Source organism: Fontimonas sp. SYSU GA230001, assembly GCF_040066175.1.
Taxonomy (GTDB): domain Bacteria; phylum Pseudomonadota; class Gammaproteobacteria; order Nevskiales; family Nevskiaceae; genus Solimonas.
Genome location: NZ_JBEAAM010000013.1, coordinates 1 through 21,115 on the forward strand (window position 1 = coordinate 1; position 21,115 = coordinate 21,115).

Consider the following 21,115-nt stretch of genomic DNA (forward strand, 5'->3'; position numbering starts at 1 on the left):
TCAGTTGTTCCTTTCCATCAGCAAAGCCCAGCGTCCCGCCGCCTGACAGCCCCTCACTCAGATCCGCCCTTCAGGCTCATCTCTGGATTGGAAAGGACTTGCGGTCAGGTGCTGCGCGCCGGCGAACGGTAGCGCCTCCACAGAACGGCGGCGGGGCCGGACAATGCGTAGGCAAAGAACGCCAGGAACAGGATGCGCGGCGGATCGATCAGCGTCAGCGTCAGCACGCCGATGACGGTCGCGAAGGACACGAAGCGCATGCGGCCGACCAGGTTCAGCTTCTTGAAGCTGTTGTAGCGGTAGCTCGACACCATCGACAGCGCGGTCGCCAGCGTCAGCGGCGCCGCCAGCCACAGCACGTCGTCACCGGCGAACGGCACGCGCCCGGACACCCAGGCGAACAGCGAGTGGCTGTCATCGACGCAGCTCCATACGAAGAAGGTCACGACCGCCGCCGCCGCGGGGCTGGGCACGCCGTAGAAGTCCTTGTTGGAGCTGGAGATCGCCGCCAGCACGTTGAAGCGCGCCAGGCGCAGCGCCGCACAGGCGGTATAGGTGAAGGCGATCACCCAGCCGAGCTTGCCGCCCAGCCACTTGTAGTCGGCCAGGTGGTGCAGCGAGAACGCATAGACCAGGATCGCCGGCGCGACGCCGAAGGCCACCATGTCGCAGAGCGAGTCGTATTCCTTGCCGAAGTCGCTCTGCGTGTTGGTGAGGCGGGCGATGCGACCATCGAGGCCGTCGGCGATCATCGCGACGAGGATGCCGTAGACCGCCGCGTCGAAACGCCCGGCCATCGCCATGACGATGGCGAAGAAGCCACCGAACAGCGTACCGGTGGTGAACAGGTTGGGCAGCAGGTAGATGCCCTTGCGGCGCGGCTTGACGACGGTCGTCTCGTCCATCGGCGGGTTCCGGAACTTTCGCGCATCTTACTCAAGCGACTGCGCAAAACATAAGGGCGGCGGCAGGCGCCCCATGTCCACGATCGACCGCCGGTCAGTTCTTCGACTTGTCCACCAGCTTGTTCTTGCCGATCCACGGCATCATCGCACGCAGCCGCGCGCCGACCTGCTCGATCGGATGCGCGGCGTTGAGGCGGCGCATCGCCGTCATCTCCGGGTAACCGGACTTGCCTTCGAGCACGAACGCCTTGGCGTACTTGCCCGTCTGGATGTCGAGCAGGGCCTGCTTCATCGCCTTGCGCGATTCGGCGTTGATGACCTTGGGCCCGGTCACGTACTCGCCGTACTCGGCGTTGTTCGAGATCGAGTAGTTCATCGTCGCGATGCCGCCCTCGTACATCAGATCGACGATCAGCTTGAGCTCGTGCAGGCACTCGAAGTAGGCCATCTCCGGCGCGTAGCCGGCCTCGACCAGCGTCTCGAAACCGGCCTTGACCAGCTCGACGGCGCCGCCGCACAGCACCGCCTGCTCACCGAACAGGTCGGTCTCGGTCTCATCCTTGAATGTGGTCTCGATGATGCCGGAACGACCGCCGCCGATCGCCGACGCATACGACAGCGCCAGCTCCTTGGCCTTGCCGCTCGCGTTCTGGAACACCGCGATCAGGTCGGGAATGCCGCCGCCCTTGGTGTACTCGTTGCGCACGGTGTGGCCCGGCGCCTTGGGCGCGATCATGATCACGTCGAGGTCGGCGCGCGGCACGATCTGGTTGTAGTGGATCGCGAAGCCATGCGCGAAGGCCAGCGCCGCACCCTTCTTGAGGTTGGGTTCGAGTTCGTTCCTGTACAGCTCGGCCTGGAACTCGTCCGGCGTCAGCACCATCACGACGTCGGCGCCGGCAACGGCATCCTTGACGCTCTTGACCTTGAGGCCGGCACCCTCGGCCTTGGCGATCGCCGTCGAGCCGGGACGCAGCGCCACGGTGACATCGACGCCGCTGTCCTTGAGGTTCAGCGCATGGGCGTGGCCCTGCGAGCCGTAGCCGACGATCACGACTTTCTTCGACTGGATGATCGACAGGTCGGCGTCCTTGTCGTAATAGACGTTGATAGACATTTCTTCGCTCCGCGAACTCACTTTCAATCAGGGCCGGCCGGCCCCGCACTCAACTGCCCATCAGGCAGGCACTTCGATCACGCTGTGGCCGCGCTCCATCGCCGCGACGCCGGAACGCACCAGTTCCAGCACCTTGGCGATGCGCCCGATCTCGGCGACGAAGGTATCGATCTCGCGGCCGGTGCCGGCGAGCTGGATCATGCGCGTGTTCTCGGACTCGTCGAGGATCGACGCGCGGTTCTGGCGCACGAACTCGATGACGTTGCGCGCCGAGGCCGCATCGACCTCGACCTTGAGCATCAGCAGCTCGCACTCGAGATGGTCGGCGCTCGACAGGTCCATGATCTCGACGACGTCGATCAGCTTGCGCGTCTGCTTGATGATCTGCTCGATCACCGCGTCCGAACCGCTGGTGACGAGCGTCAGCCGCGACACCGACGGATCGTGGGTCGGCGCCACCGACAGCGAGTCGATGTTGTAGCCGCGCGACGAGAACATGCCGGCCACGCGGGCCAGCGCGCCGGCCTCGTTCTGCAGCAGGATGGAGATGATGTGGCGCATGTCGCGGACAGCGGGGGGATTGGCCTGCGGGGGCGCGCAACATAGCTTTGCCGCACTGCGAAATCAAGCTAACATCACGCGCTTTTTGCCATCAGCCGCCGGAGCCGCTGTACCGATGAACGCCCCCGCCCCCGCCTCCCGTCATCCCCGCGCCGGCGCGACCCTGAGCGGCGCGGAGATCGTCGTGCAGATCCTGGCCGACGAGGGCGTGGACGTCGTCTTCGGCTACTCGGGGGGCGCGATCCTGCCGACCTACGACGCGATCTTCCGCTTCAACGCCGCCAACGGCGAGAAGATGCCGCTGATCGTGCCGGCCAACGAACAGGCCGCCGGCTTCATGGCCGCCGGCTATTCACGCGCGTCCGGCAAGGTCGGCGTGTGCATGGTCACCAGCGGCCCGGGCGCGACCAACACCGTCACGCCGGTGCGCGACTGCATGGCCGACTCGATCCCGATGGTCGTGATCTGCGGCCAGGTGCCGACCGCCGCAGTCGGTTCGGACGCCTTCCAGGAAGCGCCGATCAGCTCGATCATGGGCGCCGCCGCCAAGCACGTGTTCCTCGTCACCGATCCGAAGAAGCTCGAAGCCACGGTGCGCACCGCCTTCGAGATCGCCCGCACCGGCCGTCCGGGTCCCGTGGTGATCGACATCCCCAAGGACGTGCAGAACTGGACCGGCACCTTCGCTGGCGAAGGCGTACTGCCGATCCCCGGCTACCGCGCGCGCCTGAAGGCAGTGCGCGACAACCGCCTGACCGGCGACGCCGCGGCGCGCTTCTTCGACATGCTGCGCCAGGCGCGGCGTCCGCTGATCTACGCCGGCGGCGGCGTGATCCACGGCGAAGCGTCCGCTGCGTTGCGCGCATTCTCGAAGGCGTTCGGCGTCCCGGTGACGACGACGCTGATGGGCATCGGCTGCGTGGACACCACCGATCCGCTGTGCCTGCAGATGCTGGGCATGCACGGCACGGCGTTTGCCAACTACGCCACCGACGACTGCGACTTCCTGATCGCGGTCGGCGCGCGCTTCGACGATCGCGTCGCCGGCGTGCCGGCCAAGTTCGCGCGCGGCGCCAAGTGGATCGCCCATCTCGACATCGACCCGTCCGAGATCAACAAGGTCAAGCGCGTGCACTGGCACCACGTCGGTGAACTGGTGCCGGCACTCGACACGCTGCGTGAATACGCCATCGGTCAAGGCTTCAAGCCCGACTACCGCGCATGGCATGCGCACATCGCCGAGCTGAAGAAGACCTACGCGATGAACTACGAGCGCGGCGGCAGCCACATCCAGCCGCACGCGGTGATCGAGGAGATCAACCGCATCACCCGCGGCGAGGCGGTCGTCGCCACCGGCGTCGGCCAGCACCAGATGTGGGCCGCGCAGTACTTCGACTTCCGCGAGCCGCGCCTGTGGCTAACCTCCGGCTCGATGGGCACGATGGGCTTCGGCCTGCCGGCGGCGATCGGTGCGCAGTTCGCGCGCAGGGACAAGATCGTCATCGACATCGACGGCGACGCCTCGATCCGCATGAATCTGGGCGAGCTGGAAACCGTCACGACCTACAACCTGCCGGTCAAGATCGTCGTGCTCAACAATTTCGGCGACGGCATGGTCAAGCAGTGGCAGCGCCTGTTCTTCGACAGCCGCTATGCCGGTTCCGACAAGAGCCTGCACCAGAAGGACTTCATCAAGGCCGCCGAGGCCGACGGCTACAAGTTCGCCAAGCGCGTCGAACGCCGCGAGGACCTCGCCGGCGTCATCGCCGAGTTCGTCGCCTTCCCCGGGCCGGCCTTCCTCGAAGTCGTGATCGACCCGATGGCCTCGGTCTATCCGATGGTCGGGCCCGGCATGTCCTACGACCAGATGATCACCGGCGACTGGATCGCGTCGCGCACGCACGCGGCGCCGGAAAAGATGGACGTCAAGTCCACGCAGATGTTCTGATCGTCCCCCGATTGGGTTAAGGTGCACGGACCGGGTCGGCGGGGACGGTCCATGAGCGAGTCAACGGCGGAATTCCGCAACATCGCGCTGGTCGGACAGACCGGCAGCGGCAAGACCCGCCTGCTCGCGGCGCTGCTGGCGCGCTCGGGCGCGGCGCCGCCCGGCGGTGGCAACGGGCAGCAGGCCGCGCATACCCTCGCGGTCTCCGCCTGGCACCTGCAACACGCAGGCTGCCGGATCAACCTGCTCGACACGCCCGGTTACCCCGACCTGATCGGGCGCAGCCTCGCGGCGCTGCCGGCCGTCGAATCGGCGCTGGTCGTCGTCGATGCGCAGGCCGGCATCGAGCTGGCGACGCGGCGCCTGATGGACGCGGCGCGCGAGCGCGGCCTTTGCCGTGTGCTGGTGATCAACGGCATCGATCGCGGCGGCGACCTGCCCTCGCTGCTCGCCGCCCTGCGCGAAGCCTTCGGCCCCGAATGCCTGCCGATCAACCTGCCCGCCGACGGCGGCACGCGGGTGCTCGACTGCTTCTTCAGCCGCAATGGACCGGCCACCGACTTCGGCAGCATCGCCGATGCGCACCGCGCGATCATCGAGCAGGTCATCGAGGTCGATGAAGCGCTGCTGGAACGCTATCTCGCCGGTGACGACAGCGTCACGCCGCGCGAGCTGCACGATGCCTTCGAACGCGCGCTGCGCGAGGGACATCTGATCCCCGTCTGCTTCACCAGCGCACAGACCGGCGCCGGCATCCCCGAGCTCCTCGACCTCGGCGCGCGCCTGCTGCCCAATCCCTTCGAAGGCAACGCGCCACCGTTCGTCAAGGGTTCCGGCGACGCCGTCGAAGCCGTGACCGTGATTCCCGACCCCGAGCGCCACGCGCTGGCCCATGTGTTTGGCGTCGCCATCGACCCCTACGCCGGCCGCGTCGCGCTGCTGCGCGTACACCAGGGCCGCTTGCGCGCCGGCCAGCAACTCTATGTCGGTGACGCACGCAAGCCGTTCAAGCTCGCCCACCTGCACGACATCCAAGGCTCCACGCTGACCGACAAGCGCAGCGCCCTGCCCGGCGAGATCTGCGCGATCAGCAAGGTCGATGAGCTGCATTACGACGCCGTGGTCCACGACTCGCACGACGAGGATCACCATCACCTGCGCGAACCCGTGCTGCCGCCGCCGATGCTCGGACTGGCGATCGAGCCGGAGAAGCATGGAGACGAGCAGAAACTGTCCGACGGCCTGCACAAGCTGACCGCCGAGGACCCCAGTCTGCGCCTGGAAATCCGCCCCGCGCTCAACGAAACGGTGCTCTACGGCCACGGCGAGTTTCACCTGCGGGTCGCGCTCGAACGCCTCGCCTCGCAGTTCAACATCCGCTTCAGGACGCGCCCGCCGAGCGTGCCATACCGCGAAACCATCACGCGCGCCGCCGAGGGACACTGCCGCCACAAGAAGCAGAGCGGCGGCGCCGGCCAGTTCGGCGAGGTGTTCCTGCGCGTCGAACCGCTGCCACGCGGTGCCGGCTTCGAGTTCGTCGATGCCGTCACAGGTGGGGCCATCCCGTCGCAGTTCATCCCGGCGGTCGAGAAGGGCGTGCGCCAGGTGCTCGACAGTGGCGCGATCGCCGGCTTTCCGCTGCAGGACGTGCGCGTCACGGTCCACGACGGCAAGACGCATCCGGTGGACGGCAAGGAAGTGGCGTTCCAGATCGCCGGCCGCAAGGCGTTCCTCGACGCGATCGACAAGGCGGGCGCGGTTGTGCTCGAACCGGTGATGAATCTCGCGATCCACGGCCCGGAGACCAGCGTCGGCGGCATCACCGGCGAGCTGGCGACCCTGCGCGGCCGCATCCTCCAGCAGCAGGCCCTTGCGGGACATCAGATGCTGATCGAGGCGCAGGCACCGCTCGGCGAGCTGGGCGACCTGCTGCACCGGATCAAGGCGCAGACCGCCGGAGAAGGCGCCTACACGATGAGCTTCAGCCATTACGAGACGGCACCGCCCAAGCTCCAGCAGGAGCTGATGCACCGGCACGCGCAGCGGCGCAAGGACGAGACCGACTGAACCAGCGGCGGTTGCGGGTTGCGCGCCGCAGCTTGCACAACGGCGCGGCTTTCCTGCAGCCTGCCATCTGCGACCTGCACGCTGCCCTCGATGAAATTCCGCCGCCTGCCGCCGCTGCATACGCTGGAGGCCTTCGAGGCCGCGGCGCGACGCGCGTCGTTCAAGCTCGCGGCGCAGGAACTGCACCTGACACCGTCGGCCATCAGCCACCAGATCAAGGCGCTCGAAGCCTTCCTCGGCTTTGCGCTGTTCCGCCGCGGCAACCGCTCGCTCGGACTCACCGACGGCGGCGCAGCCTATCTGAAGGTCGTCCGCGACACCCTGGCGAACTTGCGCAGCGGCAGCGCCAGGGTCGCGCAGCGCTATGCGCGCGCGCAGCTCAAGATCAGCGCCGGACCGTTCATCGCCAGCGAGCTGATCCTGCCGGCGCTGCCGTCGTTCCAGGAAGCACACCCCGACATCGACGTGCGCATCGACACTGACCTGCGTCCGGTCGATCTGCTGCACGAGGACACCGACATCGCCCTGCGGTTCGGCGACGGCCGCTGGCCGCGTCTGCATGCAGAACGGCTGCTGAGCATGTCGGCCCTGCCGGTGTGCACCCCGGCCCTGGCCCGGATCCTGCGCACCCGCGATCCGGGCCGACTCGAAGGCATCACGCTGATCCATTCCTCGCCGATGCCGGACGGCTGGGCCCAGTGGGCCGCGGCAACCGGCGTCACGCTCGGCACGCCGCATCGCGACGTCTGGCTCGACAGTTACCTGGCGATCCTGCGCGCCGCCGAACAGGGGCTGGGACTGGCCCTCGGCCTGCTGCCGATGGTCGATCCATGGATCGCGCGGCGCAAGCTGGCGATCCCCTGGCCGAGACTCCGGTTCGACATTCCGCAGGGCTACTACCTGCTGCACCGCCCCGAGGACAGCGAGAGGCCCGAGGTCGTCGTCTTCCGCAGCTGGTTGCGCGGGCTGTTGCAAGGCATCGGCGAAGAGCGCGGCCCACAACCGGTCGGGTGAGCGCGATTCATCTGATCGGCGTTTCGTTTTCGTTTGTCGGCGTCTTCACGCACGCCTAGTCTGCGGGCATTCGACGTCCCCGGAGCGTGCGATGCACGAAATCCACCTGACCCTCGCCGCAGACGACGGCCACCCGCTCGCTGCGACGCTTTATGAGCCGCCCGGCGCAATCGCGGCGGTCCAGATCAACTCGGCGACCGGCGCACCGCGCCGCTATTACGCCCCGTACGCGCGCTTCCTCGCCGGACAGGGCTTCGCCGTGCTGAGCTACGACTACCGCGGCATCGGCGATTCACGCTGGCACGCGGCCGCGCCGGAACAGGTGACGATGCGTCGCTGGGGCACGATCGACTACGCCTCGGCACTGCAGTGGCTGCACGCGCGCTATCCGCGCCTGCCGTTGCTGAGCGTCGGCCATTCCGTCGGCGGCCAGCTGCTCGGACTGGCGCCGAACAACCACCTGATCCGTGCCGCGCTGTCGATCGCCGCACAGTCCGGCTACTGGCGGCACTGGCCTGCGACGCTGCAACCGTTGATGGTAGGACTCTGGCACCTCGCGATCCCCGCGGCGGTTGCGCTGACCGGCCACCTGCCGGCCGCGCTGATGGACGTCGAGCTGCCCGGCGGCGTGGCCCGCGAATGGGCACGCTGGGGCCGGCACCGGGAGTTCTTCGTCGATGAGCGTGGCCGGTCGCTGCGCGCGGGCTTCGAACGCTACCGCGGCCGGCTGCTGATGGTCTCGATCGCCGACGACCGCTTCTACGCGCCGCCCCGCGCCGTGACTGCGCTGTCCGGGTACTTCCGCAATGCCGACATCGAGCTGCGCACGCTCGATCCGTGCGAACTCGGCATCGATGAAATCGGCCATTTCGGCTTTTTCCGCAGCCGCATGCCGCGCACCGTCTGGCAGCAGACTGCCGACTGGCTGCGCGCCGAGGCGCTGCCTGCGCTGGCCCGGGCCGCCTGATGGCCACGCCCGCCGAGCTGTTCGCCCGTGCGCGCCGCTATCCGTTCGGCGCACACCTGTTCTCGTATGCGGTCTGCCGCCGCTCGCCCTACTTCGCGTCGATCTCGCCGCTGTTCCGCGAGCTGCGCAGCGGCCACGCCGAGGTCAGCGTGCGCAACCGGCGCAAGATCCACAACCACCTGGGGACGGTCAATGCCGTCGCGATGTGCGCGATGTGCGAACTGGCCGCCGGCACCATGCTCGAATCCAGCCTGCCGCCGGCGCTGCGCTGGATTCCGCGCGGCATGAGCGTGCGCTATCTGAAGAAGGCCACGACCGATCTCAGCGCGATCGCGCAGCTCGACGCCCCGATCGGTGCGGATTTCTGTGGCGACCGCGTCGTGCCGGTGCGGGTGAGCGACCGCGCCGGCGACACCGTGATGGAGGCCGACATCACGATGTACATCTCGCCGCGCAGGCCTGCGTGACGGCGCTTCCTCCGAACAGCGCAGGCGCGGCGCGCGAATCCGGCTAGAATCGCGCCCACCCCTTGGCTGCCCTGCCCCTGACGCATGACCACCGATCTGATCCTGTGCGATGTCGCCGACGGCGTGATGACCGTGCGCCTGAACCGCCCCGAGAAGAAGAATGCGCTGACGCAGGCGATGTACACGCAGCTCGCCGAGATCTGCGCCCGAATCGACCAGAACCCGGCGGTGCGCAGCGTGCTGCTGACCGGCACGCCGGACTGCTTCTGCAGCGGCAACGACATGGTGGATTTTCTCAAGGCGCCGGCGACCGACGAGAACGCCCCGGTGCTGCGCTTCATGCTCGCGCTCGCACGCGTGGCCAAGCCGGTGGTCGCCGCGCTCAACGGGCCCGCGATCGGTGTCGGCACGACGCTGCTGCTGCACGTCGATCTGGCCTATGCCGGCCAGTCAACGCGCTTCCAGATGCCGTTCGTCAACATCGGCATCTGCCCGGAGTACGCCTCGACCTACCTGCTGCCGCGCATGATCGGCCATGTTCAGGCCGCCGAGCTGCTGCTGCTCGGCGAGCCGTTCACCGCGGCGGCCGCGCTCGATGCCCGTCTGATCAACGCCGTGCTGCCCGACGATCAGGTGCTGGACCATGCCCGCGCGCAGGCCCTGAAGCTGGCGCAGAAGCCGCCGGCAGCGCTGCGCACCTCCAAGGCCCTGCTCAAGCACTGGCGGTCCGACTTCCTGCGCGAAGTGATCCTGCACGAGGCCCGGTACTTTGGCGCGATGCTGCACGGCGCGGAGGCCAAGGAGGCGCTCAACGCCTTCGTCGAGAAGCGTAAGCCGGATTTCTCGCGTTTCAGCTGAAGCGCGGGATTCGTCGCGCCAGGTCCGCAAACACCGCATAATCGGCCCATGACCACCGTCATGGGCAAACGCGAACGCAACAAGACCGCGAACCGCTCCTCGATCCTCGAAGCGGCGCGCCGCTGTTTTCTCGAAACCGGATACGAGGCGATGACGATCCGCGACGTGATCCGCCGCTCGGGTCTGGCCGCCGGGACGTTCTACAACTACTTCCCCGACAAGGAATCGCTGTTCCGGGCCCTGGTCGAAACGCGGCTGCAGAACATGCAGGACCGCATCCACCTCGCGCGCCAGCGCGCCACGGACGTCGAATCCTTCTTCTACGAGGCCTATCTCGCCGTGCTCCAGGAAGCGCGTGCCGATCCGGAATTCTTCGAGCTGATGTTCCGCAACGAAGCGGTCGTGCACTCGTTCTACAAGGACAATTTCTTCGGCCTGATCATGCAGTCGCTGCGCGCGGATCTGCAGGATGCCATCGTGCGCGGGCTGATCCCGGAACTCGATGTCGATGCCCTGACGGCGGTGTCCTTCGGCGCCGGCTACGAACTCGCGCGGCTCGTGGTGCAGCAACCCCGGCGCGACCTCGAAAAGACCGCACGCTTCGCCACGCAGATCTTCCTGCGCGGCGTGCCGACCACGCCGGAGACTCCGCGCTTGATTCGCATGGGTTCGCGCCTGCTCGGCGGCGCTGCGCGCTAGCGGCCGCGCGGCCGCAATCAATCAGAACAGCTCGACCGCCCCGGACTGCATCGAGACTTGCTCGACCGGCTTGTGCTGCGGCTTGCGCCAGTCCTCGTGCGGCCTGGCGGACGGCGCCGCTTCAAGACCGGCCGACTGCGCGACTTCGTCGTTGATCGATTCGATGCGCTGTGCATGGCGCAGCGCGGCGCCCAGCGCCTGCGTCGAGATGTCCTCGAACTGCAGGCAGCGCACGGCACGGCCGACCGCATCGGAGATTTCCTCGCGCGCCGCGGACACCTCGCGGATGCCGGCCGCCAGGCCATCATTGATGCTCTGCACCTGCGACAGCAGCCGGCTCGCCTCGTCGCGGGCTCCGGCGCTGAGGCTGACGTCGCGCGAAGCCATCTCGCCGACCGTCTCGCGCACCTTGGCGACCGCCTCCTTGGAGCTGTACACCAGCTTGCGGATCTGCTCGTTGAAACTGGTCGAACGCTCGGAGAGGTTGCGGACTTCCTCGGCGACCACGGCGAAGCCCCGGCCGGCCTCGCCGGCCCGCGCCGCCTCGATGGCGGCATTGAGCGCCAGCAGATTGGTCTGATCGGCGATCGACTTGACGTCTCCCAGCAGTTCGAAGATGGCATCGAGCTGCTTCACCATCTCGTCGATCTGACGGACGCTTTCCGAGCTCTGGCGGCTGACCTGTGCCAGCGACTCGACCAAGCTGTTCATCAGCCCGGCAGCGGTCTCCGCGAAGCGGCGCACGTCGATACCGCCGCCGCCGTCACCGGTCTGGCTGAGAATGCGCGACACCGCAGCCTGCTGGTGCTGCGACTGGCGTGTCATCTCCTCGAAGGCTGCGCCGAGTTGGCGCACCGACTCGGCAATGAGGTTGCGGACGCGGGTGATTTCGCGTTCGACCCCTTCGATCTCGCCGCCCAGGCCGCCGCGCAACTCGGCAAGCGACGACTTGCGGCGCGCTTCCTCGGCCTTCATGCGCGCCGTCTCGGCCTGCGCGTGCTCGAGCTGCCGTACCTGCAGCCATGCGCCGGCGAACCACGACGCCAGCGCGACCAGTCCCGATGCCCAGGCCGCAACGCCGCCGATGCCCGCCGCCAGCACGACGACGTGCAAGGCGGTCAGCACGGCCGGCACGATCAACGGTTTGTAGTGGTCCAAATTCATTTTGCACTCCGCATGCGCAGGGCTTCTGCCCGTGTGAACGCCGCTGCGCGGGTCTCCTGCCGATCCCGCGCCGGCGCCGCGAAAAGGTTCAGCTCGTCCATGCCAGCAACTGCCCTGCGATACGGTCGAGAGGCAGGACCTGTTCGGCGGCACCGAGCTTGACCGCGGCACCGGGCATGCCCCAGACCACGCTCGTCGCTTCATCCTGGGCCACGGTCCGGCAGCCGCTCTCGCGCATCGCCAGCAGTCCGCGCGCCCCGTCCTCGCCCATTCCAGTCAGAATCGCACCCACGGCATTGGTCCCTGCATTGTCTGCCACGGACCGTAACAGAACGTCCACGCTCGGGCGGTGACGATTCACCGGTGCGGTCTGATCCAGCCGACAAACGTAGCGTGCGCCATCGCGGACGACGCGCAGATGCCAGTCGCCGGGGGCGATATAGGCATGGCCGGGGACGATCTGCTGGCCGTCCTGCGCCTCCGACACGCGCATCGCGCAGGTCCGGTCCATGCGCGCGGCGAATGGGCCGGAGAAGGCCGCCGGGATGTGCTGGACGATGACGATGGCCGGGGCATCCGCCGGCATGCGCATCAGCACTTCCTTGATGGCTTCCGTGCCGCCGGTCGATGCGCCGATGGCGATCAGCTTCTCGGTGGTACGGAACATGCGCTTGCGTGGCGCCGCGGGCGCCTGGGGCCGCGCAGCGCTTGCATCGATGTTGCGCACGCGGGCACGGGCCGCCGCCTTGATTTTGGACACCAGTTCGTCGGCGTACTCGCGCAGGCCCGCTTCGAGATCGACCTTGGGCTTGGTCACGAAATCGACCGCGCCCAGCTCCAGCGCCTGCAGCGTGATCTCGGCGCCGTGCTCGGTGAGCGACGAGACCATCACCACCGGCATCGGCCGCAGCCGCATCAGGTTTTCGAGGAACGTGAGCCCGTCCATGCGCGGCATCTCGACGTCGAGCGTCAGCACGTCCGGCACCAGCTGCTTGATCTTCTCGCGCGCGACGTACGGGTCCGGCGCGCTGCCGACGACCTCGATCTGCGGATCGGCGGACAGCAACTCGCTCAGCAGGCTGCGCATCAGCGCCGAGTCGTCCACCACCAGGACGCGGATCTTTCTCTCCATTCAGAACAGCTCCACGCTGCCCTGCGTCGGCGTATCGCGCAGACGCGAGCGATACAGGAGCTCGCTCGCCAGAACCTCGGGTTCCCCGGTCAGCGGCAGCTCCTTGACCAGGGCCCGGCCCGTCATCGGAAAGTAATGGACGCGGCGCGGATGGGTTCCGAACAGATCCTGTGCCTGCACCGCGAATCCCTCGGCCTCCAGGTAACGCAGCACCCAGCGTGCGTTGCGCTCGCCGACGTTGCTGACGCGCATGCCCGACAGCACCGCCGCACCGCCGAACACCTTCACCTCCAGCCGCGAACGCGCCGCGCCCGCCTTGATCAGCTCGTTGATCAGCACTTCCATTGCATAGGCGCCATAGCGCGCGGTTTCGCTGGCCGCGCCCTCGCTCTCGGTCTCCGGCAGCATGAAGTGATTCATGCCGCCGACCCTGGCCAGCGGATCGCGGATGCACGCCGACACACACGAGCCGAGCACCGTGACCAGCATGACGTCGCGATCGGCGACGATGTATTCCCCTGGCAGGATCTTGAGCGCGTGGCTGTCGAAGCGCTTGTCGTAATACGCCGTCGGCTCGGCCGGCGCCTGCCAGCGGCTGGTGTTGCGTGCCTTGCGCATCGCGTACATGGCTCAGTGGCCTCCGGGCCGCCCGGCGCCGCTGTCCGCTCGGCGATAGATCGTGCGCCCCACGGACCGGATCAGATCCGAGGCGTGGAAGAAACTTTCCGAATGTCCGGCAAAGAACAGGCCGTCCTGTGCCAGCAGGTGGATCAGGCGCCTCAGGACTTCGAGCTGCGTCTTCTTGTCGAAGTAGATCATCACGTTCCGGCAGAAGATCACGTCGAACGGACCGTGCACCGGATAGCGTGGTTCCAGCAGGTTGATCTGGCGGAACGTCAGCAAGCGCCGCAAGGGCTCGACCACGCGGCAGCTGCCGGCGTTGGCGCCATGACCCTTGAGAAAGAACTTCTTGCGGCGCTCCGCCGACAGCCGTTCGATCCGCTCCATCGGATAGACGCCGCGCTCCGCGATCGACAATACCTGCGTGTCGATGTCGCTCGCCAGGATCGACACCGGCGGCGTCAGCGTGCCGTACGCTTCGCAGGCGGTGATCGCCAGCGAATACGGCTCCTCGCCGGTGCTGGCCGCGGTACACCAGATCCGCACCGGCCGGCCGCGCGGCTGCGCCTTGAGGAACTTGTTGAGCGCATCGAAGTGATGCGCCTCGCGGAAGAACGACGTCAGATTGGTGGTCAGGGCGTTGGTGAACGCCTGCCACTCCTCGGCCTCGTCATCCTGCTCTTCGAGCCAGTCGAGGTAGTCGCGGAACGAGCGGATGCGCAGCGTGCGCAGACGACGCGCGATCCGGCTATAGACCATCTGCTCCTTGGTGTCGGCCAGCGAGATGCCGGCACGCGCATGGATCAGCTTGCGGATGCGGTTGAAGTCGCGTTCGGTGAACAGGAATTCACGACCCGCGCTCCGTTCCTCGGCCGCCAGCGCCGCGCTCATACACGCAGACGGCGGGCCGGCTGCACCGTGCGCCGCCGTGCGGCCGGCATCAGCGCGCAATCAGCCGCCGACAGACTCAGGCCGAGATTGGCGAACCAGCGCAGCCAGACCGGGAGATCCTCCGGGGTCTCGTCGTCGCGCGGTACGGCCGTGCGGCGTTCCTGCGGGGGCCTGGGGTCCATGGGGCTCGTTCTCCGGCATCGATGGCATCACGCTGCGACTAGAACTCGCTCCACTGGTCGTCCGACTTCGCCGCTGCCGGTGGACGCGCGCCACCGTTGGCCGGTGCCGGGCGCTTGGCCGCAACGGCCGGCTTGGCCTGCGGCTTCGCCGCAGCCGGACGCGGCGCGGGCTTGCCTGTCGCGGACGCGGGCTTGGACTGCGGACGTGCCATCAGCGGAGGGCGCTCCACCGATTCGGACAGCTTGAACTGGCTCACCGAATGCGCGAGGCCATCGGCCTGCTCCTCCAGCGAGCGCGCCGCCGCCGACGCCTCCTCGACCAGCGCTGCGTTCTGCTGCGTCACCTCGTCCATCTGCGTGATGGTCTGGTTGACCTGCTCGATGCCCTGGCTCTGTTCCTGCGAGGCCGCGCTGATCTCCGCCATGATGTCGGTGACCCGCTTCACGCTGGTGACGATCTCTTCCATCGTCTTGCCAGCCTGTTCGACCAGCTTGGATCCATTGGCGACCTTCTCGACGGAATCGCCGATCAGCGCCTTGATCTCCTTGGCCGCACCGGCGCTGCGCTGCGCCAGGCTGCGCACCTCGGCGGCGACGACCGCAAAACCGCGTCCCTGCTCGCCGGCGCGGGCCGCCTCGACCGCGGCATTGAGCGCCAGGATGTTGGTCTGGAACGCGATGCCGTCGATGACGCTGATGATGTCCACGATCTTCTTGCTCGACTCGTTGATCGCGTTCATCGTCGAGACCACCTCGCTGACCACGCTGCCGCCCTTGCGCGCGACATCCGAGGCGCCGACCGCGAGCTGATTGGCCTGCTTGGCGTTCTCGGCGTTCTGCTTGACCGTGCTGGTCAGTTCCTCCATCGACGACGCGGTCTCTTCGAGAGAAGCCGCCTGCTGCTCGGTACGCGACGACAGATCGGCGTTGCCGTTGGCGATCTCCTTGGCCGCCGTGTTGATCGTGTCGGTCGCTTCCTTGATCTGCGTGATGATCTGCGTCAGCTGCGCGACGGTCTGGTTGGCGTCGTCGCGCAGCTTGCCGAAGGTGCCCTTGAAATCACCTTCGACCTGCTGCGTCAGGTCACCCGTCGCCAGCGCGCCGAGCACGCGCGCCACCTCGTTGAGACCGACGTTGCTGGTATCGAGCAACTGATTGATGCTGTCGGCGAGCAGCTTGAAGAAGCCTTCCTTGCCTTCGAGCGAGACGCGGCGCGTGAAGTCGCCGTTGGCGGCCGACTGCACGATGCTGCCGACCTCCGCCTCCACGGCGACTTCGGCGGTCCGATCCTTCCATTCGACGACCGAGCCCAGGCGCTCGCCGGCCTCGTTGATGATCGGTGCTGCGGTCAGCGCGAAGGTGCGTCCACCCACCGAGATCTGCGTTCGATAGGTCTCGCGCAGCGTCGCGAGCAGGCGTGCCTGGTGCTCCGGATTCTTGTGGAACATGTCGATCTTCGCGCCCTGCAGCCGGCGCACGTCGAAGTGCGGCAGCGCCTTGCGGATGTCCGACTCGGCCTTGGTCAGCATCTCGACCACGGCCGCGTTCATGTACACGATGTTGCGCTCGTTGTCCGCGATCATCACGTTGGTGGACACGTTGTCCAGCGCGTTGCGGATGCGCAGATTCTCGGCTGCCACCTTCTTCTCGCGCACCGAGGCCGCCTCGACGTCGGACAGCATCGCGTTGATGCCCGCGCACAGCGCCTCGATCTCGCCGGACTTGCCGTCCATCGGCACGCGCTGACTCAGGTCGCCCTTGGCCGCAGCGGCAAGGACCGCACGGGACTGCTCGACGGCCAGGCGCAGCGCCTGCTCGGCGCGCACCTTCTCGGTGATGTCGGTCGCGTACTTGATGACCTTGAACGGGCGCCCCATCTCGTCGCAGATCGGGTTGTAGCTGGCCTGGATCCAGATCTCGGATCCATCCTTGCGGAAGCGCCGGTACTGCCCGGCGTCATACTCGCCGCGGCCGAGCTTTTCCCAGAACTGCCGGTACTCGGGACTGCTGCGGTACGCGGGATCGACGAACATGCTGTGATGCTGCCCCTTGATCTCGGCGAGCGTGTAGCCCATCGCGGCAAGGAACAGGTCGTTGGCGGTAGTCACGTTGCCCTTGAGATCGAACTCGACCACGGCCTGCGACTTGTTCAGGGCGTTGACGATGCCCTGCATGTTCTGTCTTTCGATCTCCGCCTGGGTGATGTCGTAGCGCACACCCAGATACTTCTCCGGCTTGCCGTTCTTGCCGATGAACGGAGCGATCACCGCATCGACATAGTACGGCGAACCGTCCTTCGCGCGGTTCTTGATCACGCCGCGGAAGACGTTGCCGCGGCCGATCGTGGCCCACAGCTTCTTGAACGTCTCCTTCGGCATGTCCGGATGCCGCGTGATGCTGTGCGGCGAGCCGATCAGCTCCTCGGGCGTGTACTTGGAGATCTCGACGTATTTGTCGTTGATCGACAGGATGTCGCCCTTCTTGTCGGCCATCGAGACGATGCTCGTCTCGTTCATGATGCGCGTACGCACCTCGAGTTCGGCACGGATCTCGTCCGCCCGTCGCGCGTCGGCAGTGACGTCGGACGACAGCTCGATATAGCGCTGCACTCGCCCGGCGCCATCCCGCACCGGGGTGCACACCACCTGCACGACGATCTCGCGCCCGTCCTTGCCGACGCGACGTTGCTGGGCCGACACGGACTCGCCGCGTCCGAGACGTTCCCAGAACGAGCGGTATTCATCGCCGACGCGCTCGGCGGGATCGACGAGCATGGAGTGATGCTGCCCGCGCACCTGCTCGATCGCGTAGCCGAACAGCGCCAGGGCCTTGTCGTTGGCATCGGCGATGACGCCGTCCGGCGTCATCTCGACGACGGCCAGCGCCTGGTAGATCGCGGCAACCTGGTCGTCCGACGTCGCGCGGGGGCGCGCCGCACCGTTGCCCGCCTTGGCGCGTCCGGCCGGCGCCTTCTTCGCGGCGGCCCGGGGAGTATTGCGCGACCTCACGGTCGGCGCGGCCGTTTCCGGCGTCGGTGTCGTATCGGTCTTCATGGCGTTCGCGCCTCTCATTGCAATGACTGTGAGCTGGAATCCATCAGAGCCATGTCCGCACTGGTCATGAGCTTCTCGATGTCCACGAGGATCAGCATGCGGTTGTCCAGCGCGCCGATCCCGGTGATGAACTTGCTGTTGACGCCACTGCCGAACTCCGGCGCCGGGCGGATCTGCTCGGGCGTGAGTTGCAGGACGTCGGACACCCCATCGACGACCATGCCGACGACGCGGTGCGCGACGTTGAGGATGATCATCACGGTGAACTCGTTGTACTCGGCGCGGCCGAGCTTGAACTTCAAACGCATGTCCACGACCGGAACGATCGTGCCGCGCAGGTTGATCACGCCCTTGATGAAGTCCGGGGCGTCGGGAATTCGGGTGACCGTATCGTAGCCACGGATCTCCTGGACCTTGAGGATATCGACGCCGTACTCCTCGTCGCCGAGCGTGAAGGTCAGAAACTCGTTGGGCGAACTCGCCGCGGCGTGTGTGCCGCTGTCGCTGATTTCGGAACTTGCGGTGCTCATGTCAGGAATTCCTTCGGAATGGACTCATGCCGCGATGCCGACGCCGTTCGCCGGATGCGCGAGCAGGCGCACGACCGCGCCGATATCGACGATCAGCGCGACGCGACCGTCGCCGAGGATCGTCGCCCCGGAAATGCCGCGCACGCGGCGGTAGTTGGTTTCCAGACTCTTGATCACGACCTGCTGCTGCCCGACCAGATCGTCGATCTGCAGGGCGACCTTCTTGCCCTCGGCCTCGACGATCACGACGATGGATTGATGTGCCGCCATCTTGGGGCCGGGCAGCACGAACCACTCGCGCAAGTCGATGAGCGGCAGATATTCGTTGCGGACACGGACGACCGTGCCTTCCTGGGCGATACGCTTGACCTGTTCCGGGCGCGGCTGCAGCGACTCGACCACCGAGCTGAGCGGCAGGATGAAGATCTCGTCGGCGACGGCGACCGACATGCCGTCGAGGATCGCCAGCGTCAGCGGCAGGCGGATCGTCACGCGCATGCCCTTGCCGGCTTCCGAGGCGATATCGACGGCGCCGTTGAGCGCCTCGATGTTCTTCTTCACCACGTCCATGCCGACGCCACGGCCGGAGACGTCGGTGACCTCCGCGGCGGTGGAAAATCCCGGCGCGAAGATCAGCTGCCAGACTTCGGCGTCGCTCATCGACTCGGCGACCGGCAGTCCGCGTTCCGCGGCCTTGGCCAGGATGCGGCCGCGATCCAGTCCGCGACCGTCGTCGGCCACCTCGACGACGATATGACCGCCCTGATGCGATGCGGACAGGCGCATCGTGCCGGTCGCATCCTTGCCGGCGGCGACGCGCTGTTCTGGCTTCTCGATGCCATGGTCGATGGCGTTGCGCACCAGATGCGTCAGCGGATCGGCGATGCGTTCGATGACGCTCTTGTCGATCTCCGTCTGCTCGCCGCTGGTCACCAGACGCACCTGCTTGCCGAGCTTGGCCGCTAGATCGCGCACCATGCGCGGGAAACGCGAGAACACGAAGTCCACCGGCAGCATGCGCGTGGACATCACCGCTTCCTGCAGGCTGCGCGTGTTGCGGTCGAGCTGCGACAGACCGGCGAAGAGCTTTTCGTGCTGCACCGGATCGAGCCCGCTCGCCAGCTGCTGCAGCATCGCCTGCGTGATCACCAGTTCGCCGACCAGGTTGACCAGGCTGTCGATCTTCTCGGTGGCGATACGGATCGAACCACCCTCGCCGCGCGGCGGCTCGCTGCGCCGCTCGCGGGTATCGCCCGCGGCGGCCTCGCGCGCCGGCGCCGCCAGCGGCACCACCTTCGGCGGCTCGGCAGCGGGCGCCGGTGCGGGCGGCGGCGTGGGGACCGGCGCTGTGGCCGTGGCCGCGGCCGGCTGCGCCGGCGCCACGGGGGCGAGTGGCGCGACCATCAGATGGCATTCGTCCTCGACCCAGGCGAACACCTCCATCACCGCGTCACGCGGACAGCTGCCGCGCAACTCGATGTCCCAGGCGAGATAGCAGGCCTCGGGATTGAGATCGGTCAGGTCCGGCAGCGCTGCGGTGTCGCAGCGCACCGTCGTCGGGCCGAGGGACGCCAGCTCGCGCAGGATGCGCACCGGATCGTTGCCGCTGGCGAACAGCTGCGCCTTGGGTTCGAACCGAATACGCCAGCCCTCGCTGGCCGGCGCCGACGCCGGCGGCGCGCTGGCCGCAGCCGGCGATGTGCTGCCGCCGTGCAGGACCGAGGCGAGCTCGTCGGCGAGCCGTCCGACCACCGCGGCATCGGCGTTCTGGCCGTCGCGCGCGGCGTTGAGCAGGTTGCGCAGCACGTCCACCGAACGCAGCAGGACATCGATCTCGACCGGCGTGGTCTCGCGCTCGCCGGAGCGCATCTCGTCGAGCAGCGTCTCCAGCAGGTGGGTGAAATCCGCGACGGCCTTGAAGCCGAAGGTCGCCGCGCCGCCCTTGATCGAGTGCGCAGCACGGAAGATGCCGTTGATCGCCTCGGCATCCGCCGAAGCAGGCGTCAGACGGAGCAGCGCCGCCTCCATGGCGTCCAGACCCTCGTAGCTCTCCTCGAAGAAGGTCTGGTGAAAGCGGGTGATGTCGATCGCCATGACGGAGCCCGGCCCTAGCCGATGACCTTCTGGATCGTCGCGATCAACTGCTCGGGATTGAAGGGCTTGACCAGCCAGCCGGTCGCACCGGCCTGCTTGCCTTCGAGCTTCTTCTCCGGCCCCGATTCGGTGGTCAGCATCAGCAGGGGCGTGAACTTGTAATCGGGAAGCTGACGCAGCGCCTTGACGAGCGTGATGCCGTCCATCTTGGGCATGTTCACGTCGCAGAGGACGAGCTTGAACTTCTCCTTCTTCGCCATCTCCAGCGCCTCGACACCGTCCGGCGCCTCGGCGACGTCGAAACCGGCGGACTTGAGCGTGAACGCCACCATCTGGCGCATCGACGTCGAATCATCCACTGCGAGAATCCGGCTCATGCCAGCTCCTTAAGCCAATTGAATCAGTTCGGTGAGGCCGAGCAGGGCGGCGGCGCTGCGCAGCGCGTCGGTCGGCTGGTGCCAGCGGGTTTCGCGCCCGGCGCGGCCGCGATCGCGGAAGAAGCTGCAGAACAGCTGCAGCGCGGCGCCGTGCACGCGCTGCACCTCTGCGGCCTCGAGTGTGACGGTGCCGGCACTCTCCCAGCAGCCGAGCAACTGCGCGTGCAGATCGCGCATGCCATCCATGCCCAGTTCGGCCGCCAGACGGATCGTGGGGTTGTGCCGCGACTTGCGGCTTCCAGCCTTGCTCGATGTGCCCACCGCCTACTCCTTCAGGTTCGCGCGTTCTGCGCACCCGCCGGCGCGATGCGCCGTCCCAGCTACTCTCCGGCTATTAACGCCTGATGGTTCAGGGACATGGGGGGAATTTGGACGAGTGATCCGTTTGAACCGCCGAATGGCATCCGC

At 67.2% G+C, this 21,115-nt stretch carries 20 protein-coding genes; 7 read left to right on the plus strand and 13 right to left on the minus strand.

Translation table 11 applies throughout. The annotated features are described in order from the left end of the window. Positions 1-104 precede the first annotated feature (104 nt). The 3 genes from pssA to ilvN form a co-directional block, all read right to left on the minus strand. Positions 105-905, minus strand: a complete 801-nt coding sequence (pssA, locus tag AAG565_RS07985; RefSeq protein ID WP_348819048.1) for a CDP-diacylglycerol--serine O-phosphatidyltransferase — start codon at positions 903-905, stop codon at positions 105-107. A gap of 94 nt (positions 906-999) precedes the next feature. After that, the gene (gene ilvC / locus AAG565_RS07990) at positions 1,000-2,016 is read right to left on the minus strand and encodes a ketol-acid reductoisomerase (protein WP_348819165.1); all 1,017 of its coding nucleotides are present in this window, start codon (positions 2,014-2,016) and stop codon (positions 1,000-1,002) included. A 66-nt stretch (positions 2,017-2,082) separates the two neighbouring features. Continuing rightward, entirely contained in the window at positions 2,083-2,583 is a 501-nt protein-coding gene (ilvN, locus tag AAG565_RS07995; protein WP_348819049.1) for an acetolactate synthase small subunit, read from the minus strand. A 115-nt stretch (positions 2,584-2,698) separates the two neighbouring features. Between ilvN and ilvB the strand changes: the two genes are divergently transcribed. The 7 genes from ilvB (at position 2,699) to AAG565_RS08030 (ending at position 10,603) form a co-directional block, all read left to right on the plus strand. Then, positions 2,699-4,531: a biosynthetic-type acetolactate synthase large subunit gene (gene ilvB, locus AAG565_RS08000; RefSeq protein ID WP_348819050.1), complete on the plus strand. Its 1,833-nt coding sequence runs from the start codon at positions 2,699-2,701 to the stop codon at positions 4,529-4,531. 51 nt (positions 4,532-4,582) lie between these two features. Continuing rightward, complete coding sequence (gene fusA / locus AAG565_RS08005) at positions 4,583-6,598, plus strand: elongation factor G (RefSeq protein ID WP_348819051.1); 2,016 nt, start codon at positions 4,583-4,585, stop codon at positions 6,596-6,598. Between the two features lie 90 nt (positions 6,599-6,688). Then, positions 6,689-7,612, plus strand: coding sequence for a LysR substrate-binding domain-containing protein (locus AAG565_RS08010; RefSeq protein WP_348819052.1), 924 nt, complete (start codon positions 6,689-6,691; stop codon positions 7,610-7,612). A gap of 91 nt (positions 7,613-7,703) precedes the next feature. Continuing rightward, complete coding sequence (locus tag AAG565_RS08015; protein ID WP_348819053.1) at positions 7,704-8,579, plus strand: alpha/beta fold hydrolase; 876 nt, start codon at positions 7,704-7,706, stop codon at positions 8,577-8,579. Further along, positions 8,579-9,046 (plus strand): hotdog fold domain-containing protein, encoded by a 468-nt coding sequence (locus AAG565_RS08020; RefSeq protein ID WP_348819054.1) that lies wholly within the window; start codon positions 8,579-8,581, stop codon positions 9,044-9,046. Before AAG565_RS08015 ends, AAG565_RS08020 begins: the two co-directional genes overlap by 1 nt. An 84-nt stretch (positions 9,047-9,130) precedes the next feature. Continuing rightward, positions 9,131-9,904, plus strand: a complete 774-nt coding sequence (locus AAG565_RS08025; protein ID WP_348819055.1) for an enoyl-CoA hydratase — start codon at positions 9,131-9,133, stop codon at positions 9,902-9,904. A gap of 48 nt (positions 9,905-9,952) precedes the next feature. Then, positions 9,953-10,603 (plus strand): TetR/AcrR family transcriptional regulator, encoded by a 651-nt coding sequence (locus tag AAG565_RS08030; protein ID WP_348819056.1) that lies wholly within the window; start codon positions 9,953-9,955, stop codon positions 10,601-10,603. A 21-nt stretch (positions 10,604-10,624) separates the two neighbouring features. Here AAG565_RS08030 and AAG565_RS08035 read toward each other — a convergent pair whose 3' ends face one another. The 10 genes from AAG565_RS08035 to AAG565_RS08080 all read right to left on the minus strand — a co-directional run bounded on the left by AAG565_RS08035 (position 10,625) and on the right by AAG565_RS08080 (position 20,968). Further along, the gene (locus AAG565_RS08035; protein WP_348819057.1) at positions 10,625-11,767 is read right to left on the minus strand and encodes a methyl-accepting chemotaxis protein; all 1,143 of its coding nucleotides are present in this window, start codon (positions 11,765-11,767) and stop codon (positions 10,625-10,627) included. An 88-nt stretch (positions 11,768-11,855) separates the two neighbouring features. Next, complete coding sequence (locus AAG565_RS08040; protein WP_348819058.1) at positions 11,856-12,899, minus strand: chemotaxis response regulator protein-glutamate methylesterase; 1,044 nt, start codon at positions 12,897-12,899, stop codon at positions 11,856-11,858. Further along, entirely contained in the window at positions 12,900-13,526 is a 627-nt protein-coding gene (cheD, locus tag AAG565_RS08045; RefSeq protein WP_348819059.1) for a chemoreceptor glutamine deamidase CheD, read from the minus strand. 3 nt (positions 13,527-13,529) lie between these two features. After that, positions 13,530-14,411: a CheR family methyltransferase gene (locus AAG565_RS08050; protein WP_348819060.1), complete on the minus strand. Its 882-nt coding sequence runs from the start codon at positions 14,409-14,411 to the stop codon at positions 13,530-13,532. Continuing rightward, positions 14,408-14,593 carry a hypothetical protein gene (locus tag AAG565_RS08055; RefSeq protein WP_348819061.1) on the minus strand — a complete coding sequence of 62 codons (186 nt, stop codon included), beginning with the start codon at positions 14,591-14,593 and terminating at the stop codon, positions 14,408-14,410. Before AAG565_RS08055 ends, AAG565_RS08050 begins: the two co-directional genes overlap by 4 nt. 38 nt (positions 14,594-14,631) lie before the next feature. Continuing rightward, on the minus strand, positions 14,632-17,646 hold the full coding sequence (locus tag AAG565_RS08060; RefSeq protein ID WP_348819062.1) for a methyl-accepting chemotaxis protein: 3,015 nt from the start codon (positions 17,644-17,646) through the stop codon (positions 14,632-14,634). 14 nt (positions 17,647-17,660) lie between these two features. Continuing rightward, the gene (locus AAG565_RS08065) at positions 17,661-18,176 is read right to left on the minus strand and encodes a chemotaxis protein CheW (RefSeq protein WP_348819063.1); all 516 of its coding nucleotides are present in this window, start codon (positions 18,174-18,176) and stop codon (positions 17,661-17,663) included. 24 nt (positions 18,177-18,200) lie between these two features. Further along, complete coding sequence (locus AAG565_RS08070) at positions 18,201-20,270, minus strand: chemotaxis protein CheA (protein WP_348819064.1); 2,070 nt, start codon at positions 20,268-20,270, stop codon at positions 18,201-18,203. A 14-nt stretch (positions 20,271-20,284) separates the two neighbouring features. Continuing rightward, positions 20,285-20,647, minus strand: coding sequence for a response regulator (locus tag AAG565_RS08075; RefSeq protein WP_348819065.1), 363 nt, complete (start codon positions 20,645-20,647; stop codon positions 20,285-20,287). Between the two features lie 9 nt (positions 20,648-20,656). Continuing rightward, complete coding sequence (locus AAG565_RS08080) at positions 20,657-20,968, minus strand: STAS domain-containing protein (protein WP_348819066.1); 312 nt, start codon at positions 20,966-20,968, stop codon at positions 20,657-20,659. Positions 20,969-21,115 lie beyond the last annotated feature (147 nt).

What these genes read in the sequence shown, in the direction of transcription:
- AAG565_RS08070 (WP_348819064.1), bottom strand. Translation starts at nt 20,270, where the DNA reads ATGGCGATCGACATCACCCGCTTTCACCAGACCTTCTTCGAGGAGAGC.
- pssA (WP_348819048.1), bottom strand. Translation starts at nt 905, where the DNA reads ATGGACGAGACGACCGTCGTCAAGCCGCGCCGCAAGGGCATCTACCTG.
- ilvN (WP_348819049.1), bottom strand. Translation starts at nt 2,583, where the DNA reads ATGCGCCACATCATCTCCATCCTGCTGCAGAACGAGGCCGGCGCGCTG.
- AAG565_RS08065 (WP_348819063.1), bottom strand. Translation starts at nt 18,176, where the DNA reads ATGAGCACCGCAAGTTCCGAAATCAGCGACAGCGGCACACACGCCGCG.
- cheD (WP_348819059.1), bottom strand. Translation starts at nt 13,526, where the DNA reads ATGTACGCGATGCGCAAGGCACGCAACACCAGCCGCTGGCAGGCGCCG.
- AAG565_RS08025 (WP_348819055.1), top strand. Translation starts at nt 9,131, where the DNA reads ATGACCACCGATCTGATCCTGTGCGATGTCGCCGACGGCGTGATGACC.
- AAG565_RS08010 (WP_348819052.1), top strand. Translation starts at nt 6,689, where the DNA reads ATGAAATTCCGCCGCCTGCCGCCGCTGCATACGCTGGAGGCCTTCGAG.
- AAG565_RS08060 (WP_348819062.1), bottom strand. Translation starts at nt 17,646, where the DNA reads ATGAAGACCGATACGACACCGACGCCGGAAACGGCCGCGCCGACCGTG.
- fusA (WP_348819051.1), top strand. Translation starts at nt 4,583, where the DNA reads ATGAGCGAGTCAACGGCGGAATTCCGCAACATCGCGCTGGTCGGACAG.
- AAG565_RS08020 (WP_348819054.1), top strand. Translation starts at nt 8,579, where the DNA reads ATGGCCACGCCCGCCGAGCTGTTCGCCCGTGCGCGCCGCTATCCGTTC.
- AAG565_RS08015 (WP_348819053.1), top strand. Translation starts at nt 7,704, where the DNA reads ATGCACGAAATCCACCTGACCCTCGCCGCAGACGACGGCCACCCGCTC.
- AAG565_RS08050 (WP_348819060.1), bottom strand. Translation starts at nt 14,411, where the DNA reads ATGAGCGCGGCGCTGGCGGCCGAGGAACGGAGCGCGGGTCGTGAATTC.
- AAG565_RS08030 (WP_348819056.1), top strand. Translation starts at nt 9,953, where the DNA reads ATGACCACCGTCATGGGCAAACGCGAACGCAACAAGACCGCGAACCGC.
- ilvB (WP_348819050.1), top strand. Translation starts at nt 2,699, where the DNA reads ATGAACGCCCCCGCCCCCGCCTCCCGTCATCCCCGCGCCGGCGCGACC.
- AAG565_RS08055 (WP_348819061.1), bottom strand. Translation starts at nt 14,593, where the DNA reads ATGGACCCCAGGCCCCCGCAGGAACGCCGCACGGCCGTACCGCGCGAC.
- AAG565_RS08035 (WP_348819057.1), bottom strand. Translation starts at nt 11,767, where the DNA reads ATGAATTTGGACCACTACAAACCGTTGATCGTGCCGGCCGTGCTGACC.
- AAG565_RS08040 (WP_348819058.1), bottom strand. Translation starts at nt 12,899, where the DNA reads ATGGAGAGAAAGATCCGCGTCCTGGTGGTGGACGACTCGGCGCTGATG.
- AAG565_RS08075 (WP_348819065.1), bottom strand. Translation starts at nt 20,647, where the DNA reads ATGAGCCGGATTCTCGCAGTGGATGATTCGACGTCGATGCGCCAGATG.